The following is a 14,596-nucleotide window of genomic DNA, read 5'->3' as shown; positions in this document are numbered from 1 at the left end:
AACTTGAACCGACTCACAAACACCCAACGGGAGCCCGCCCCATGCTGATCCTGCAAGCCGAACGCGATGCCCTGCTCAAGCCACTGCTGGCAGTCACCGGCATTGTCGAGCGTCGTCACACCCTGCCCATCCTGTCCAATGTGCTGATAGAGAAAAAGGGCGGACAAGTGGGCTTCCTGGCCACGGACCTGGAAATCCAGATCACCACCGCCAGCAGCGACGAATTGCCGGGCGAAGACTTCCGCCTGACCACCTCCGCCAAAAAGCTGCAGGACATCCTGCGCGCCATCCCGGGCAACGCCACCGTGACCCTGGAACAACTGGACGGAGGCCGCCTGACCCTGAAAGCCGGCAAGAGCCGCTTCAACCTGCAAACCCTGCCGGCCGACGACTTCCCGCTCTTGTCCGTGGGCAGCGCCAGCGACTCCAGCTTCAGCCTGAGCCAGCGTGAACTCAAGCGCCTGATCTCCCAGGTGCAATACGCGATGGCAGTGCAGGACATCCGCTACTACCTGAACGGCCTGTTGATGCAGACCGACGGCAACCAGGTGCGCCTGGTGGCCACCGACGGCCACCGCCTGGCCTTTGCCAGCGCGGACGTGGAAGCCAACCTGCCCAAGTCCGAAGTGATCCTGCCGCGCAAGACCATCATCGAGCTGTACAAGCTGCTGCAGGACATCGACGACCCGATCAATATCGAAGTGCTGGCCAACCAGGTGCGTTTCAGCTTTGGCTCCACCGTTATCATCAGCAAAGTGGTGGACGGCAAGTTCCCGGACTACAACCGCGTCATCCCGCTGGACAACGACAAGATCTTTTTGATTGAACGCCTGGAATTCCTGCACGCCTTGCAGCGCGCCGCCATTCTGGCCAACGAGAAATTCCGCGGCGTGCGCCTGGTGCTCAAGGCCGGCTCCATGTCCATTCTCTGCACCAACAGCGAGCAGGAAGAAGCGGAAGAAGAACTGGAAATCGCCTACCAGGGCGGCGAGCTGGAAATCGGCTTCAACATCAACTACCTGATGGACGTGCTGACCAACCTGCCGGCGGACACCCTGCAACTGGCCTTTGGCGATTCCAACCGCAGCACCCTGGTGACCATACCGGACGTCAGCAACTTCAAATACATCGTCATGCCCATGCGGATTTGACGCCGGCCGCCACCCGGCAGCCCGCCGGCGGCGGAGGCCCCGCCCCGCCCCGGCAAACGGATTTTCAGATTGACCGGCAGAGGCCGGCCGCGCGGCGCCAGGAGTCACTCCCGGCCCGCCCGGCTCCTCTCCATACAGAAAGCAGCAGATGAGCGAACAGGAATACGGCGCGGATAGCATCAAAGTCCTCAAAGGATTGGATGCGGTACGCAAACGCCCCGGCATGTATATTGGCGACACCTCGGACGGCACCGGCTTGCACCACATGGTGTTTGAAGTGCTGGACAACGCCATTGACGAAGCGCTGGCCGGCCATGCCGACACCATCAAGGTCATCATCAACCCCGACAACTCCATCACCGTGGAAGACAACGGCCGGGGCATCCCCACCGACATCCACCCGGAAGAAGGGCGATCGGCGGCGGAAGTGATCATGACCATCCTGCACGCCGGTGGCAAATTCGACAGCAACAGCTACAAGATCTCCGGCGGCCTGCACGGCGTGGGCGTCTCCGTTGTGAATGCGCTGTCCGACTGGCTGCGTCTGAAAATCTGGCGCGACGGCAAAGTCCATGAAATGGAATTCCGCCGCGGCGACGCCGTGGCCCCGCTCACCGTCACCGGCCACACCAATCACCGCGGCACGGAAGTGACCTTCCGCGCCAGCGAAGAAACCTTCGGCCTGGTGGAGTTTCACTTCGACATCCTGGCCAAGCGCATCCGCGAACTGTCCTTCCTGAACCAGGGCGTGGGCATCAACCTGATAGACAAGCGCAGCGGCAAGGAAGAAAGCTTCGCCTTCTCCGGCGGCGTGGCGGGCTTCGTGGAATACATGAACCGCAACAAGAACGTGCTGCACCCCAAGGTGTTTTACGGCCTGGGCGAAAAAGACGGCATGACCGTGGAAGTGGCGATGCAGTGGAACGACTCCTACCAGGAAAGCGTCCAGTGCTTCACCAACAACATTCCCCAGCGCGACGGCGGCACCCATATGACCGCGCTGCGCCAGGTGATGACCCGCACGCTGAACCAGTACATTGAAGAGAGCGAAGTGGCCAAAAAGGCCAAGGTGGACACCACCGGCGACGACATGCGCGAAGGCCTGACCTGCGTGCTGTCCGTCAAACTGCCGGACCCCAAGTTCTCCAGCCAGACCAAGGACAAACTGGTCTCCAGCGAAATTGGCCCGGTGGTCAATGAAGTGATCAGCGAAGCGCTGAAAACCTATCTGCTGGAACACCCCAACGACGCCAAGATCATCTGCGGCAAGATCGTGGAAGCCGCCCGCGCCCGCGAAGCCGCGCGCAAGGCCCGCGAAATTACCCGCCGCAAAGGCATCATGGACGGCCTGGGCCTGCCCGGCAAACTGGCGGACTGCCAGGAAAAAGACCCCACCCAGTGCGAACTGTACCTGGTGGAGGGCGACTCCGCCGGCGGCTCCGCCAAACAAGGCCGCGACCGCAAATTCCAGGCCATCCTGCCGCTGAAGGGCAAGATCCTGAACGTGGAACGCGCCCGCTTCGACAAAATGCTGCAAAGCCAGGAAGTGGCCACCCTGATCACCGCCATGGGCTGCGGCATTGGCAAGGACGAATACAACCCGGACAAGCTGCGCTACCACCGCATCATCATCATGACCGATGCCGACGTGGACGGCGCGCACATCCGCACCCTGCTGCTCACCTTCTTCTATCGCCAAATGAGCGAACTGGTGGAGCGCGGCCACATCTACATCGCCCAGCCGCCGCTGTACAAGGCCAAAGTGGGCAAGCAAGAGCGCTACCTCAAGGACGACTCCGAGCTCAACCAGTTTCTGCTGCAACTGGCGCTGGAAAAGGCCGAACTGATCCCGGCGGAAGGCGCCGCCGCGCTGTCCGGCGACACCCTGGGCGAAATTGCCCGCCAGTTCCTGCTGACCCGCTCCGTGATTGATCGCGAAAGCCGCGTGATTGATCCGCTGGTGCTGGAAGCCATGCTCAAGACCGGCCCGCTGTCCCTCAGCAGCCAGCAAGAAGCGGACGCCGCGCTGGCCAAACTGAGCGCGCTGCTGCCGGCGGAAGCCATCGAACTGGAACTGCTGCGCGATGAAAAGAACGACGGCCACCTGATCAAGATCATCCGAAAACTGCACGGCAACGTGATGGTGACGGTGATGGACCAGGACTTCCTGGAATCCGGCGACTACGCGGAAATGAAGAAAACCGGCGACATGCTCAGCGGCCTGCTGCGCGAAGGCGCCCACGTCAAACGCGGCGAAACCGTGAAACCGGTGGCGGAGTTTGGCGAAGCGCTGGACTGGCTGCTGGCGGAAGTGAAGAAGGGCATGAACATCCAGCGCTATAAAGGCCTGGGCGAGATGAACCCGGAACAGCTGTGGGAAACCACCATGGACCCCACCGTGCGCCGCCTGCTGAAGGTGCGCATTGAAGACGTGATGAGCGCGGACGACGTGTTCACCACCCTGATGGGCGACGAAGTGGAACCGCGCCGGAACTTCATCGAGGGCAATGCCTTGATTGCGCGGAATATTGATGTGTGAGGTTGTAGGATCCCACGAGTATCTAGATTTTTCCCACTTTTCTAGATTTTTGGGATTTCACACGCAGCCTAGGCGGTGAGAAGGATGGCCTCCAAGATTGGAGGCCATTTTTCTTTCCTTGATACTTATAAGGCTCCAGCCCCGAGGTCGCAAGCGTCATGCTTACCCACTTTTCTGACCACTTTGTCGCCTCTCCTGGACAGACTAGGCAAATAGATCCGTTCCAGGCACTGGTATAACGAGCTCCTCAGCCATTTTGCGTACCTCCGAGGCTAAAGAGAGCCACTCCATCGCAGATGTCGCGGCACACGCCTGATGGTATAGCTTGGCAATCGCCCCCTCCAAACAAACTGGACTAACCAACTTCAAGAAACCTTGCTGGTGCAACGCTGCTCGGAAAGCGACTTTGTAAGGTGCATCATCGGGTGCAACAGCATCCAAACCGTAACGCACCACAGAGGTTACTTGCGATGAGCCGATACGGTTACTACTAGCTAGGTTACGTGCACTTGCTGCATAAATGTAATGCTCCAGCACATCATCCTCAATACTGCTTTCACTATGGCAAAGGAGCGCATAGTGCGCCTTCTTGTGCTCCCCACCCCGGCTGGTGATCAGGAGGTGCCCTGGAAGGGAGGCAATACGGCCATCGCTCTCGATGTAGTAGAGCCATAAGAAGGTTTGAGAAGGTGAGGCATCAATCTGTTTTGGAGGGCTCTTCATCGGCGTGAATAGCACGTCGACTCTGCCACTGGGGCTCATTTGCCGAGCCAAGTCAACACTTGTACCAAGGGAGTTACCGATGCCCCATGCAAACACTCCATTGCCCGCTAGGCGCTCCAGCTCTTTACGCCGAATGATGGCATCGAGTGTTTGCCCAGCTTCAGCCCCCATCTTTGTCCAGCAGAAGATATCAGGAACGGAATCTCCGGCACTATGGCTGGTTGTAGCAGGTGGCCTGGCATGGTTGTAAAACATTGAAGTCTCAAATGTGCAATTTTTTGTTATTATACAGTAATATGCACAAATCGCAAATCAAGTGGGAAGTTGCCAGAGCTAAATTAAATGCGGCGCTTGCTCAGTACACAGGCTCCCCTACTGCTCTATCGAGAGCTAGTGGAGTGAATTTCTATGCTGTGCGCCGGCTTCTGGGACAGGGAGTAAAAAGCCAGGGAACAAACGCCCTTCGTTTGTGTGCATTTTTTGGAATAGAAGTTGAAGAAAGTGCACAGATTAGCGACCTGCATAAGCTTATAGACGAGGTGTGGGATGGCAGCCCCTCACATGCAGCGCTACTAGCAAAATTGATAGAGAGCACAAGGTCATATATCGTAGAAGAGCGAAAGAGCCAAAGCTAGGACTAGCTCATCATACTTGTGGAGACATTTTGGCGAGTAAATCACAAGAGTTCAGACAGCGCCTTGCAAAGTCTACCGGGTTGACTGATTCCGCGATTAATGCCGCTTGGCCAGAATGGTGGAGCGACGCAGCAGATGCTTCGCCTTCGGCGCAAGCAGAGCTACGCTTTTCTTTGGCTAGAAATCTAGGCCTCGATCCGTTAACTGTGCTCGATGAACAGTCTCCTCAATTTATTTGGGACGACTCAGCGAAATATAAGAATTTCAGGGGTAATGACCAGCACGATAAACCTGCGATCACAGCTTTTGGCAAATCGGTTGCCAGAATGCTTGTCAAGTCAGTCAAACAGGTAGAAATTCTAGATGGCGTTACAGCCTCAAAACTACGTCATCTAATTCTTAAAAATAACCCGCACGTGGGGTTGTTGGAACTACTAGCAACAATGTGGGGCATTGGTGTACCAGTGATTCATCTGCGCGTGTATCCACTGGCGGCAAAAAAAATGAGCGCAATGGTAGCTCGCCTCAAGGATCGCTACGCCATTTTACTAGCCAAAGACTCACTGTACCCTGCTTCGATTGCGTTTTACTTGGCACATGAGATCGGCCATATTGCCTGTGGCCACGTTGAGACAGGGTCTGCACTCCTCGACATGGAAGAGGATGATAACTCACAGGAGAAGGACGATGAAGAGATTGAGGCGGATCGTTACGCTCTGGAGCTGCTCACTGGTAATCCTGATTTTGAGATAGCGAAACAAGGGCAAGGCCACAATGCACGCGAGCTTGCCAATAAGGCATTGACCTTAGGCTCCCACAACCGTATTGAGCCTGGGACGCTTGCGCTATGCTACGGTTATGCCACTGGAGAATGGGCAATTGTACAGAATGCGATGAAGCATATTTACACTGACCCCATACCCGCTTGGAAGGTCGTCAACCGCATAGCATCCCACCAGATGGATTGGCAAAATCTAAGCGATGAGAGCGTGCATTTTGTGAAAGCCGTTATGGGGGGCGCGAATGGCTTGGGCATTGATTGATACAGATGTTTTACTCAAAATTACGTCATACAAACTATTGAAACTTCTACTTGAAACTGAACCCTTCGGGAGTAAAGATTTTGGAATGATTGCTGCAGCACAATTCGTCGTGGCCAGCAAATTCAAGAAGAAACTGGAAGGTCATCAGTTAGAAGAAGTAAAAATACACTTCCTAGAAGCTATAACCTCTATTGCTGCTATTGAGCCCAATCCTGAAGAACTGGAGCTAGCCGCTCAACTTGAAAGTGCCGCTATTGCATTCGGCGTAGATTTGGACTTGGGTGAGAGTCAACTTTGCGCCTTGATGCTTGCCCGCGAAATCGAGTTGATGATGACAGGTGACAAACGTGCCATCAAAGCGATAGCAGCCCTGCGGGAGCACGAAGCATGTGAACATATTCATGGAAAGGTTGCCTCCCTTGAGCAGTTGGTGTTATGGATGATTGAAAAGTCTGGCTTAGAGTCAGTACAACCTTCCATATGCGCCCTGCCAAAAACTATCGATATAAGCCTAACGATGGCTCTGGGCTGCTACTCTGGTGGTAGTCCGCTCGAGTCATGCCAAGATGGTCTCGTTAGCTACATCCACAGTAGCCAAGCAGATGCGCCAGGAGTCTTAGTTGCCTATCCAATCTAGTTTTTGAGGAAGACAGCGTAGGGTTCACACAGTTCGGCCACTAAATCGATCTGTACAGATTTTTCGTCGGGAGCTCGCGGAATATCGGCACCTTCGCATAACTCAAGGCATGCCTTGTCAACTCGACCTCTGATATATTGCACACCCAGCATTCCCTTGCTATTTCCGATGGCGACTGCGGACTTTGCCAAGGGGAGCTCCAGATTTGTACGCCGAAGATCCTTGATCGCCAACGCATATCTGGAACCCAGGACATTGATAGCGTTAGGTACCTTTTGCCATCTGACGCCATCGGTCGAATAGAGTTCGGCCCGAACTGGGTCGGCAAAGTGCTTCGATAGTATCTCATTCATGCACAGAACTACCTTCTCTCCGCGTGCCGCATGGCCTTCAACAAAAGGCTGTACCATCGTAGTTGGATGACAAGTATTGCCTCCGTAGCCCCAAAAAGCAAAACCGGCATCTTTAATTTCCTTGGTCTTACGTTCAATTATGTCCTCAAGAGTCTCTTGAGCATGAACACCTACTTTCATGAATAGAATTCCCCGATTGGGCTGGATGATATCGGCCATTACTTTCCTTCCTCAACGAATGTTTCATAGCAATATTCATCATCGTGCGCCTTGCCATAATCAACGCGCTTTTTCTCGCGTACATACCTAATTTTGATCGGATGATCTCTACCATAGAAGTGCTCAAGGCGGGCCTGATCGGAAATCGGCTCCGAATTCTGAGGTGGAAGTATGCCCGGCAAAGATTTGATCATCAGATTGCACGAGCGTAGATCGGGGTTATCATCTAGGTGATAATGATGCACCTTGGAAGCCATGCGCTGAACGTAAAACCCAGCACTCAATACAAACTTCTGGACTGCGGCCAGAACCTGCTGTGGCCATTCAAGCTCATGATCGTCAGCGATCACAATCATGCCTTCCCCCTTGTTTCCAACTGCTTCCATCCCTCGCTGGGAAAAAACGTTGACACTGTCACCACCGTTGCTAGCCCCCCATGGGGGATTAGTATAGAAACAGTCGAATTCTCCAATGTTTGGGAAGGCTTCCAGCACATTGTAGAGGGTTGAATCAAGCATCTCGATGCCCTCGCGGTCCGCAAAGCGTTTGATGGCACCACAGATACGTTCGTCGAAATCGAATACTTGAATCTTGGCAGGTCCGTAGTTCAGTATCTCACGGCTCATCAGGTAAGCAACGCTCACACTGATTGCATCCCCGTCCCCGATAAAAGCTAACCTCTTTCCGTCGGCCCACTTAGCGACCATCTCACTTTGGAGAACCATATCCCCAGTTTTCATATAGATTTGGTCCATTTCCCTTAGTGGGCGGGGGCGGTTCTGAACCACATCCGAAATCGCATTAATTGCGGCCCGAAGATCAATTTCCTTTCGCTCTGCCATACTTAACCCCAATGAAATTGGTCAACTATATTTCAGTTAGAACTAATTGGTTTGGATAGAATAGCTTGCAACTCAACGTACAATAGATACTATAGCAATATGTCATGTGGTTTTGACAATCATTTGCTCCAACCCATGAGTACCATGTGAACCGACTCAGTAACATGAATTTGTCATTGGCTTTGAGCGGTTATAGAACGGCGCAAGAGGAAACTTACATGGATGAATAGAACAAGGTCACTATCAAGACGCCACTCGCTTTTCTGCTATCCCCCCCGAGACCATCGCCTTCCACCTTGTCATGCATAGTGATTATGAGTTACCATGACAATGGTATGGTACGGACCTTTGGCAATGAGCGATCTGCACTACCACGGCTTTGGCGGTAACTGGACGGTGATCAAGCTGGAAATGCTGCAGCGCTACCTGGAGGCGTTTAACACCGCCCTGCAGGACAAGCCACTGCCTCGCTCGCCATTTAGGCGGGTGTTCATAGACGCCTTCGCCGGCACCGGCGAGTGCGCGATCAATCTTGATGGAAAAACCGTTCGGATCAGTGGCTCTGCCGAGCGAGCTCTCGAGGTCCAACCTGGCTTTGACGATTATTACTTCATCGATATCAAAGCCAAGCATGTCAAAGCACTCAACAAGCTGGCGCAGGCCTATCCTGGTAAACGAGTCGAGGTGTTGGCCGGGGACGGCAATGCTCGAGTCAGTGAGTTACTCCGGAAGATCAGTTGGAAGGATAGTCGCGCCGTCATGTTTCTGGATCCCTATGGAATGGCGGTGCGCTGGGAGACCTTGCAACAGATCGCGGCCACCAGTGCCATTGACCTCTGGTATCTATTCCCACTCAACGCCGTGTGTCGGCAGGCAGCGAATCAGTTCGACAAGGTCGATGCCAGCAAGTCAGAAGCACTGACACGCTTGTTCGGCACGACTGATTGGATGAAGGACTTTTACCGGGATACCGATCAAACTGACTTATTCGCGGCAGAAGAGACTGCAACAAAACGGCAACGGGTGCTCAGCCAAGACGAGATTCTGGCGTACATGCAACGACAGTTACATACCATCTTTCCGGTTGTGCTGGACCCAATCAAGCTACCAGATCAAGGGTCTCCCATATTTGCCTTGTTTTTTGCATCAGCCAACTCCAGCCCGAGTGCCGTTAAGCTCACCAAACGTATTGCCGGCCATCTGTTGAACATGCAGTTGACCGGGAAGCTAAAAACAAAGTCACTGCGTACTGGGCCAGTGATTGCCTCGGAAGGTTTATTTGGCTAGTTTCTGGCACAAATTTGGCTTTGTCATCTGTGCGAAGATTTGCCTTTAGATCAGCCGTATCTGAGGGGAAAACTCAATCACATCATCCAGGTGATAATGTTTGGAATGTTGCCGCTTCCTGCCATCGGCACTGGTGATGATCACGTCGTTTGAGTGGTGTAGCAGCTTGGCCGCCTCGAGGAAATGTTGAGTTGAACCAGGTGACTGGCTAGCACAGGCATATACGAGTTGACCAAGCGGGATCGGTTGTCGCAATTCGGCCAACTGATGGCCAAAATGCTCGCGTAATCCGTCCACACATGCGTCCCTGGACGTTTTACCAAAGTCAAATGTGTCTTGCCCTGTGTATTCCTGATCCTGATTGGCATCGTAGCCCTGGATGAACACCCCAGGCTCCAGTTCATGACCAAACTCAGTTGCGTGCTGCCAATGCAGATCTTTCATCACCTCATGGGCCTTGTAGTGCTTGGAGAGGTGAATCAGCCAGTAGTCCCACTTGTTGAGGCCATGTGGCTTCACAAAAAATAGAGTCGCATAGTGGGCACCGGTTTCCTGTCGTATGCCATGCGCGATATAGCGCTGTAGTGTGCGACGCCAAGTCTGCTGATCTTCAGCCTTAATCAACTTGATATCTTTCCAGGGAATGTGCTTATCCAGACCGATATGTTCAATCGGCTTCCGATTGGCGGCCCGATCCGACAGGAAGGTGATCATCGCACCAACATTAAAAGTCAGGATCACCTCTGCGTTCTTTAGAGAGTGCAAGACTTGCTTGATATAGGGGAGCGGCAAATCGTAGTAGTTGTACTGGTCGAGCACGAAAATGGCTCGCTCCCCCATCTTGCGGCGTTGGATCGTATCAATCAGCCGTGGCAACTCTTTGAGAAAGTCACCACATTGCACCCGCACGCGCTGAGTGTCATAGGAAGAGATGGTTCCCTCTTCTGTGCGACCGTTCAGCCAATAGCGCAGGTACTCGACCGTATCGGGGCAGATGTCGATGAATTCATAGTCGGCATTGACCTCACGAGGAATAGTCCGATCAAGATTGAGAAGGGCACGTGCCTCTTGCACAGCCCTCATCATCAGCAAAGGGGAGCCGTCGACTGGCAGGCCTCCCTCGTCCAGATAGCAACCACCGCCAGAGAAGCCATCCACCAAGGTTAGTTGTAGCTTGGGGATGCTGGCGCGTTTCATCAGTGTCATGATGTAGTCGCGCACATAGGACTGAATAATTTTGTGTTTGACCGCGCTGTGTTGTTGCAACGCTGGAGGCCGGGACCCCAGCTTCCACAAATACTTGTTATTGGCTGTCATCCCGTCCTGGCTTCTCTATCTTAGATTCGTTGTTCTGTATCCGGCATCTGGTCCCAAGTGCGGCCATGCAGTTCACGACCGTTGTACTTCTTCGCACGTTTCACACCATCGGCACCCCAGCCACCCCACTGCTTGAAGAAGAATGCGACGCCTGCATCTTCACATTGGCCGCGAATCGAGTCGACCCAGTCGATTTTCATCGGCCGTGCTTTGGGTCCGGACTCCCCACCCACGATGACCCAGTGAATGTGGGTTAAGTCCAACATGCCGACATCCTCAAGCAGCGGCTCAACTGAAAGGAAACGAATCGCCGCATCGACGCGGCGCAGGTGATCAATGCGCGGCACACCGTACTTGCGATCCTCGACCGACACACCGAGCCAGGCATTGGGCGGAGCCGTTCTACCCGCAAAAAATGCCTCCAAGCGATCTGCCCGTTTGGTCAGGATCTGGAAGGTGTGCCAGTGTGCGCGCTCGATAACATCGAAAACCTTCGCCACATAGTCGAACGGTACGTCCTCATGAAACAGATCCGACATGGAATTCACGAAGTAGGTGGTCGGCGTTTTACGCTTCAGTGGGTCATCCAAACGTTGTGGCAACAGTGTCAATTCGAAACCGTTCTCGTAACCGGGTGTCTTCATCGCTTGTAATCGACCGGCCATACCCTCTGCGTAGCAGTGCTTGCACCCAGGGGAAATCTTGGTGCACCCCACTGTCGGGTTCCAAGTTCGCTCAGTCCACTCTATTTTGCTTGCCGTTGTCATAATTGCACCTCATTATCGCGATTTTGTAACTCTTTCTGCAACTTGGCAATTGCCAACTCCAGTATTTCTGCCTGGCCTAGCCCCAAGGTTTTTCTGAGTTCCGCTAGGTTCTGCATAGCTTCTCCCGGAAGCCATGTCTGTAGACATGAAAAACCTTCTTTGCGCCGGCGCTTGCGATATCCGTCCTGGGCTGTGGCCAGTTGCTGCTTTCGCGTTGTTGTCATGTGCCGCACTCATTGATTACACTGTAATCATACGCATTTTTATGCAAATTAAAATTTAAATTGCTGATATTTATGGTGTTTTTACGTGTCAGGCGGGAAATACAACAGGTAAAATGAATCGATGGCCCTCCTTCGGAGCAGGTCGCTCTTCAGGACTCACGATGCTGAGTTCTCATGCGGCTGGCTTGCAAGTAGACAAACAACCACTATCTGCGAAGATGGGCTGCCCGTTGGAATTACTGAGGACAACACCCTCGGTGCCACGCGGATCAAACAGACATCTCTACTTGATGTTCTGAAGGCTCTCGGTCTAACCAAGACCAAAGTCGTACCCCTGCCAGCAAGGATACAAACCATGCAAAAGCCCAAACCAACAGCTCCCGTGGAGACCTCCTCCTCCGAGGCCTATGACGCTTATGTACGCCAAGCAGTCCAAGCGGCCATAGATGACCCTGCTCCTGGTGTCCCACATGAGGAGGCTGAAATTTATTTCGCCAAAAAGCGCGCAGAGCTACGAAGACGCTTGGCTGAAGGAAAAAGATGAGTCGTAATCGCTCAGAGATGATTCTGGAGCAAGTGGGCTCGATATCTTTTATCTGGCAGCAATAAACTCACCAAAAACCACTTTCAGCTTCAATATCAGCTTCAAGATCCCGCCACAAATCATCGAATGGAAACTTTCCGATGGTTTGGTTTGTTAAATGGGTCCAGCCCCACAACCACTGCAGAAGCTTAAGCATGCCATCCTGCTGCTGCCCTCGTGTTGGAGGACCGACTCGCCAGTCTGGCACAATGGGGATGCCGAATGGTCTGTCCCGGGCTCAGTGGACACTAACTTAAGGTGGATAATCTCCACCAAGGAGTGTTCATGACCCAAACCCGTAGAAGCTTTCCCGAATCTTTCAAACGCGAAGCCGTCGAGCAAGTGCTGGCCGGCAGCTCGCTACGTCACGTGGCCCAGGCGCTCGACATCACTGAGGCATTACTGGGCAAATGGAAGCGCCAGTATCTAACGGCCGGCGAACAGGCCTTCCCTGGCAACGGTAAACAGCTCGGAGAAGCCGCTGAACTCAAACGGCTACGCGACGAACTCGCACGCGTCACCATGGAGCGCGACGTGTTAAAAAAGGCGCTCGCCATCTTCTCGCACCCCACGAAGTAAGGTTTCAGGTCATTGAAGCGCTAGCCGAACGGTATCCGGTGGCGCTGATGTGCCGGCTGTTGCGTGTCTCTCGCAGTGGCTACTATGCATGGCGGCAGCGTCCGCGCTTCAGCGCGAGAGATGGCCAATCGTCGCTTGTTACGGGAAATCCGTTTGGTGTTTGCCGAGGTGAGCGGCATTTATGGGCATCGGCGGATTCATGCCGAACTGCTCGCACAGGGGATGAACTGCGGACGGCATCGGATCGCTCGTCTGATGCGGGAAAGTGGCTTGCAGGTGCGCTCACGTAAACGCTGGCGGCCTGTTCTTGGTAGCAAACATGTGCTGCCGGTGGCACCGAACCGACTGGAGCGCCAGTTTGCGGCCCCCGGGATGAATCAACGCTGGGTGTCGGATATGACCTACATTCGGACCGAGCAAGGATGGCTATACCTGGCCATCGTGCTGGATTTGCACTCGCGTGCAGTGGTGGGTTGGGCGATGCATCACCGTATGCAGTAAGAGCTGGTCCATGCTGCCTTAACGATGGCCGTAGCTCGACGTCAGCCGAAAGGGGAAGTACTGCTGCATTCCGATCGGGGTAGTCAGTATTGCGCGTACGACTATCAGGTCCTGCTCAAACGGCACGGCATTTTGCCGAGCCATTCCCGTGCAGGAAACTGCTGGGACAATGCGGCAATGGAGAGCTTCTTTCGTTCACTGAAAGCGGAGCGGGTTTACCTGACTCGTTATCGGAGCTACGACGAAGCCCGGTGGGATATATTTGACTACATTCGGTTCTACAACCACCAGCGCCGCCACTCAACGCTAGGCTATCTGAGCCCGATAGAATTTGAGCAGCGCCAGGCGCTGCTCAGAGCTTAACCAACCGTCCACCGAGCTCGGGACAGACCAGTGCCGCTGTCAGCTGCGCCGCGTTGCGGCGCAGGTCAATACCGTTTTTCCGGTTTGACACTGCGCCAGTATTCGGATATGGAATTATCGTTTGCGTCAGGCGCGGCGTCTGCTTTTGGGGCTCAGCTTCGCCCCGGACTCATCTCTGCGGAGGCTTTACGGCGGCGCGATGCGGATTGCCCGGCTTTATGAGTAAAGGGCGTCGAATGAACGTATTGGAGCATATCTTCGAAAATGGAGGCATTGCATTCGCGTCTCCTCGCCTAAATTTGCTCGCGCATGCGGCTATACCGCGTTCCAGACCGGCTTCCAACCCCAATAGCTGGCGTTGGGGTTCGCTAGGACATGGCAAATCAATTTGCCTATGAAGTCAATCCAATCGCTCTCATGGCCTGTCACTGACATCACACGTGAAAACCAATTTCCGGTGCTGTCCCCGTGGATAATAATCGTCGGACCAAACGTCCCCGATTGCGGGGCGAGCTGGGATATTGGGGCCCCTACGAACTGCATCCAATACACGCTGTTGTTATTACCATAGAACGCCGTCGCCCCGTGTCCCCAGGCCACATGTGACGCTCCCATTCCTCGGGCTAAGGCCACCCTCGCATCCAGCTCTATCCCCTCAGGCCCAAGCTTCAGCTCTGAGGTAGGGGGAACCTTCACCGCCAAGCCTCCCCAGTTCAATGCGAGCCCCGAGGCTGTGCCATCTAGTTGGACAGTTAGTCCGGCTGAGCTTACTGCTAATCCCTTGGAGGGGATTGTGCTAATGCCGACCCCGTTCGTACTCACTGCTAGGCCTG

Annotated in this window: 14 protein-coding genes and 1 pseudogene; 8 read left to right on the top strand and 7 right to left on the bottom strand. The window is 54.1% G+C overall.

Going from position 1 to position 14,596, the window contains the following annotated elements:
• The first annotated feature begins 41 nt into the window (after window positions 1–41).
• Both dnaN and gyrB read left to right on the top strand, forming a co-directional pair.
• Window positions 42–1,151, top strand: coding sequence for a DNA polymerase III subunit beta (dnaN, locus tag HQN78_RS18080; RefSeq protein WP_235085377.1), 1,110 nt, complete (start codon window positions 42–44; stop codon window positions 1,149–1,151).
• A gap of 148 nt (window positions 1,152–1,299) precedes the next feature.
• A complete protein-coding gene (gene gyrB, locus HQN78_RS18075; protein ID WP_227106076.1) occupies window positions 1,300–3,690 on the top strand; it encodes a DNA topoisomerase (ATP-hydrolyzing) subunit B in 2,391 nt (796 codons plus the stop codon).
• Window positions 3,691–3,894: 204 nt separating this feature from the next.
• Here gyrB and HQN78_RS18070 read toward each other — a convergent pair whose 3' ends face one another.
• Window positions 3,895–4,668, bottom strand: coding sequence for a hypothetical protein (locus HQN78_RS18070; protein ID WP_227106078.1), 774 nt, complete (start codon window positions 4,666–4,668; stop codon window positions 3,895–3,897).
• 409 nt (window positions 4,669–5,077) lie between these two features.
• Between HQN78_RS18070 and HQN78_RS18065 the strand changes: the two genes are divergently transcribed.
• A complete protein-coding gene (locus HQN78_RS18065; protein ID WP_227106081.1) occupies window positions 5,078–6,091 on the top strand; it encodes an ImmA/IrrE family metallo-endopeptidase in 1,014 nt (337 codons plus the stop codon).
• Window positions 6,072–6,728 carry a hypothetical protein gene (locus tag HQN78_RS18060; protein ID WP_227106083.1) on the top strand — a complete coding sequence of 219 codons (657 nt, stop codon included), beginning with the start codon at window positions 6,072–6,074 and terminating at the stop codon, window positions 6,726–6,728. Before HQN78_RS18065 ends, HQN78_RS18060 begins: the two co-directional genes overlap by 20 nt.
• Here the strand turns inward: HQN78_RS18060 and HQN78_RS18055 are convergent.
• Complete coding sequence (locus HQN78_RS18055; RefSeq protein ID WP_227106085.1) at window positions 6,725–7,300, bottom strand: hypothetical protein; 576 nt, start codon at window positions 7,298–7,300, stop codon at window positions 6,725–6,727. The genes HQN78_RS18060 and HQN78_RS18055 overlap by 4 nt on opposite strands.
• A complete protein-coding gene (locus HQN78_RS18050) occupies window positions 7,300–8,142 on the bottom strand; it encodes a bis-aminopropyl spermidine synthase family protein (protein ID WP_235085375.1) in 843 nt (280 codons plus the stop codon). Before HQN78_RS18050 ends, HQN78_RS18055 begins: the two co-directional genes overlap by 1 nt.
• A 354-nt stretch (window positions 8,143–8,496) precedes the next feature.
• Between HQN78_RS18050 and HQN78_RS18045 the strand changes: the two genes are divergently transcribed.
• Window positions 8,497–9,429 (top strand): three-Cys-motif partner protein TcmP, encoded by a 933-nt coding sequence (locus HQN78_RS18045; RefSeq protein ID WP_227106089.1) that lies wholly within the window; start codon window positions 8,497–8,499, stop codon window positions 9,427–9,429.
• A 45-nt stretch (window positions 9,430–9,474) separates the two neighbouring features.
• On the opposite strand, the gene HQN78_RS18040 is transcribed toward HQN78_RS18045, so the two are convergent.
• The 3 genes from HQN78_RS18040 to HQN78_RS18030 are packed head-to-tail and all read right to left on the bottom strand — an operon-like array spanning window position 9,475 to window position 11,737.
• A complete protein-coding gene (locus HQN78_RS18040; RefSeq protein ID WP_227106091.1) occupies window positions 9,475–10,746 on the bottom strand; it encodes a three-Cys-motif partner protein TcmP in 1,272 nt (423 codons plus the stop codon).
• Between the two features lie 20 nt (window positions 10,747–10,766).
• Window positions 10,767–11,513, bottom strand: a complete 747-nt coding sequence (locus HQN78_RS18035; RefSeq protein WP_227106093.1) for a DUF5131 family protein — start codon at window positions 11,511–11,513, stop codon at window positions 10,767–10,769.
• Window positions 11,510–11,737 (bottom strand): hypothetical protein, encoded by a 228-nt coding sequence (locus tag HQN78_RS18030; RefSeq protein ID WP_227106095.1) that lies wholly within the window; start codon window positions 11,735–11,737, stop codon window positions 11,510–11,512. The genes HQN78_RS18035 and HQN78_RS18030 overlap by 4 nt, the downstream gene beginning before the upstream one ends.
• A 355-nt stretch (window positions 11,738–12,092) precedes the next feature.
• Between HQN78_RS18030 and HQN78_RS18025 the strand changes: the two genes are divergently transcribed.
• Window positions 12,093–12,281 (top strand): hypothetical protein, encoded by a 189-nt coding sequence (locus HQN78_RS18025; protein WP_227106097.1) that lies wholly within the window; start codon window positions 12,093–12,095, stop codon window positions 12,279–12,281.
• A gap of 67 nt (window positions 12,282–12,348) precedes the next feature.
• Here HQN78_RS18025 and HQN78_RS25590 read toward each other — a convergent pair whose 3' ends face one another.
• Complete coding sequence (locus HQN78_RS25590; RefSeq protein ID WP_255701169.1) at window positions 12,349–12,477, bottom strand: hypothetical protein; 129 nt, start codon at window positions 12,475–12,477, stop codon at window positions 12,349–12,351.
• A 128-nt stretch (window positions 12,478–12,605) separates the two neighbouring features.
• Here HQN78_RS25590 and HQN78_RS18020 point away from each other — a divergent pair, with 128 nt between their 5' ends.
• Both HQN78_RS18020 and HQN78_RS18015 read left to right on the top strand, forming a co-directional pair.
• A complete protein-coding gene (locus HQN78_RS18020; protein ID WP_227106099.1) occupies window positions 12,606–12,899 on the top strand; it encodes a transposase in 294 nt (97 codons plus the stop codon).
• Between the two features lie 84 nt (window positions 12,900–12,983).
• Window positions 12,984–13,763 (top strand): annotated as a pseudogene (locus tag HQN78_RS18015) (IS3 family transposase).
• The last annotated feature ends 833 nt before the right edge of the window (window positions 13,764–14,596 follow it).

The organism is Chromobacterium sp. Beijing, assembly GCF_021496765.1.
In the GTDB taxonomy this organism is placed as follows: domain Bacteria; phylum Pseudomonadota; class Gammaproteobacteria; order Burkholderiales; family Chromobacteriaceae; genus Chromobacterium.
The sequence above is the reverse complement of the archived record's forward strand: the minus strand, read 5'-3'. Positions and strand labels throughout refer to the sequence as shown.

What these genes read in the sequence shown, in the direction of transcription:
- dnaN (WP_235085377.1), top strand. Translation starts at nt 42, where the DNA reads ATGCTGATCCTGCAAGCCGAACGCGATGCCCTGCTCAAGCCACTGCTG.
- gyrB (WP_227106076.1), top strand. Translation starts at nt 1,300, where the DNA reads ATGAGCGAACAGGAATACGGCGCGGATAGCATCAAAGTCCTCAAAGGA.
- HQN78_RS18070 (WP_227106078.1), bottom strand. Translation starts at nt 4,668, where the DNA reads ATGTTTTACAACCATGCCAGGCCACCTGCTACAACCAGCCATAGTGCC.
- HQN78_RS18060 (WP_227106083.1), top strand. Translation starts at nt 6,072, where the DNA reads ATGGCTTGGGCATTGATTGATACAGATGTTTTACTCAAAATTACGTCA.
- HQN78_RS18055 (WP_227106085.1), bottom strand. Translation starts at nt 7,300, where the DNA reads ATGGCCGATATCATCCAGCCCAATCGGGGAATTCTATTCATGAAAGTA.
- HQN78_RS18050 (WP_235085375.1), bottom strand. Translation starts at nt 8,142, where the DNA reads ATGGCAGAGCGAAAGGAAATTGATCTTCGGGCCGCAATTAATGCGATT.
- HQN78_RS18045 (WP_227106089.1), top strand. Translation starts at nt 8,497, where the DNA reads ATGAGCGATCTGCACTACCACGGCTTTGGCGGTAACTGGACGGTGATC.
- HQN78_RS18040 (WP_227106091.1), bottom strand. Translation starts at nt 10,746, where the DNA reads ATGACAGCCAATAACAAGTATTTGTGGAAGCTGGGGTCCCGGCCTCCA.
- HQN78_RS18035 (WP_227106093.1), bottom strand. Translation starts at nt 11,513, where the DNA reads ATGACAACGGCAAGCAAAATAGAGTGGACTGAGCGAACTTGGAACCCG.
- HQN78_RS18030 (WP_227106095.1), bottom strand. Translation starts at nt 11,737, where the DNA reads ATGACAACAACGCGAAAGCAGCAACTGGCCACAGCCCAGGACGGATAT.
- HQN78_RS18025 (WP_227106097.1), top strand. Translation starts at nt 12,093, where the DNA reads ATGCAAAAGCCCAAACCAACAGCTCCCGTGGAGACCTCCTCCTCCGAG.
- HQN78_RS25590 (WP_255701169.1), bottom strand. Translation starts at nt 12,477, where the DNA reads ATGCTTAAGCTTCTGCAGTGGTTGTGGGGCTGGACCCATTTAACAAAC.
- HQN78_RS18020 (WP_227106099.1), top strand. Translation starts at nt 12,606, where the DNA reads ATGACCCAAACCCGTAGAAGCTTTCCCGAATCTTTCAAACGCGAAGCC.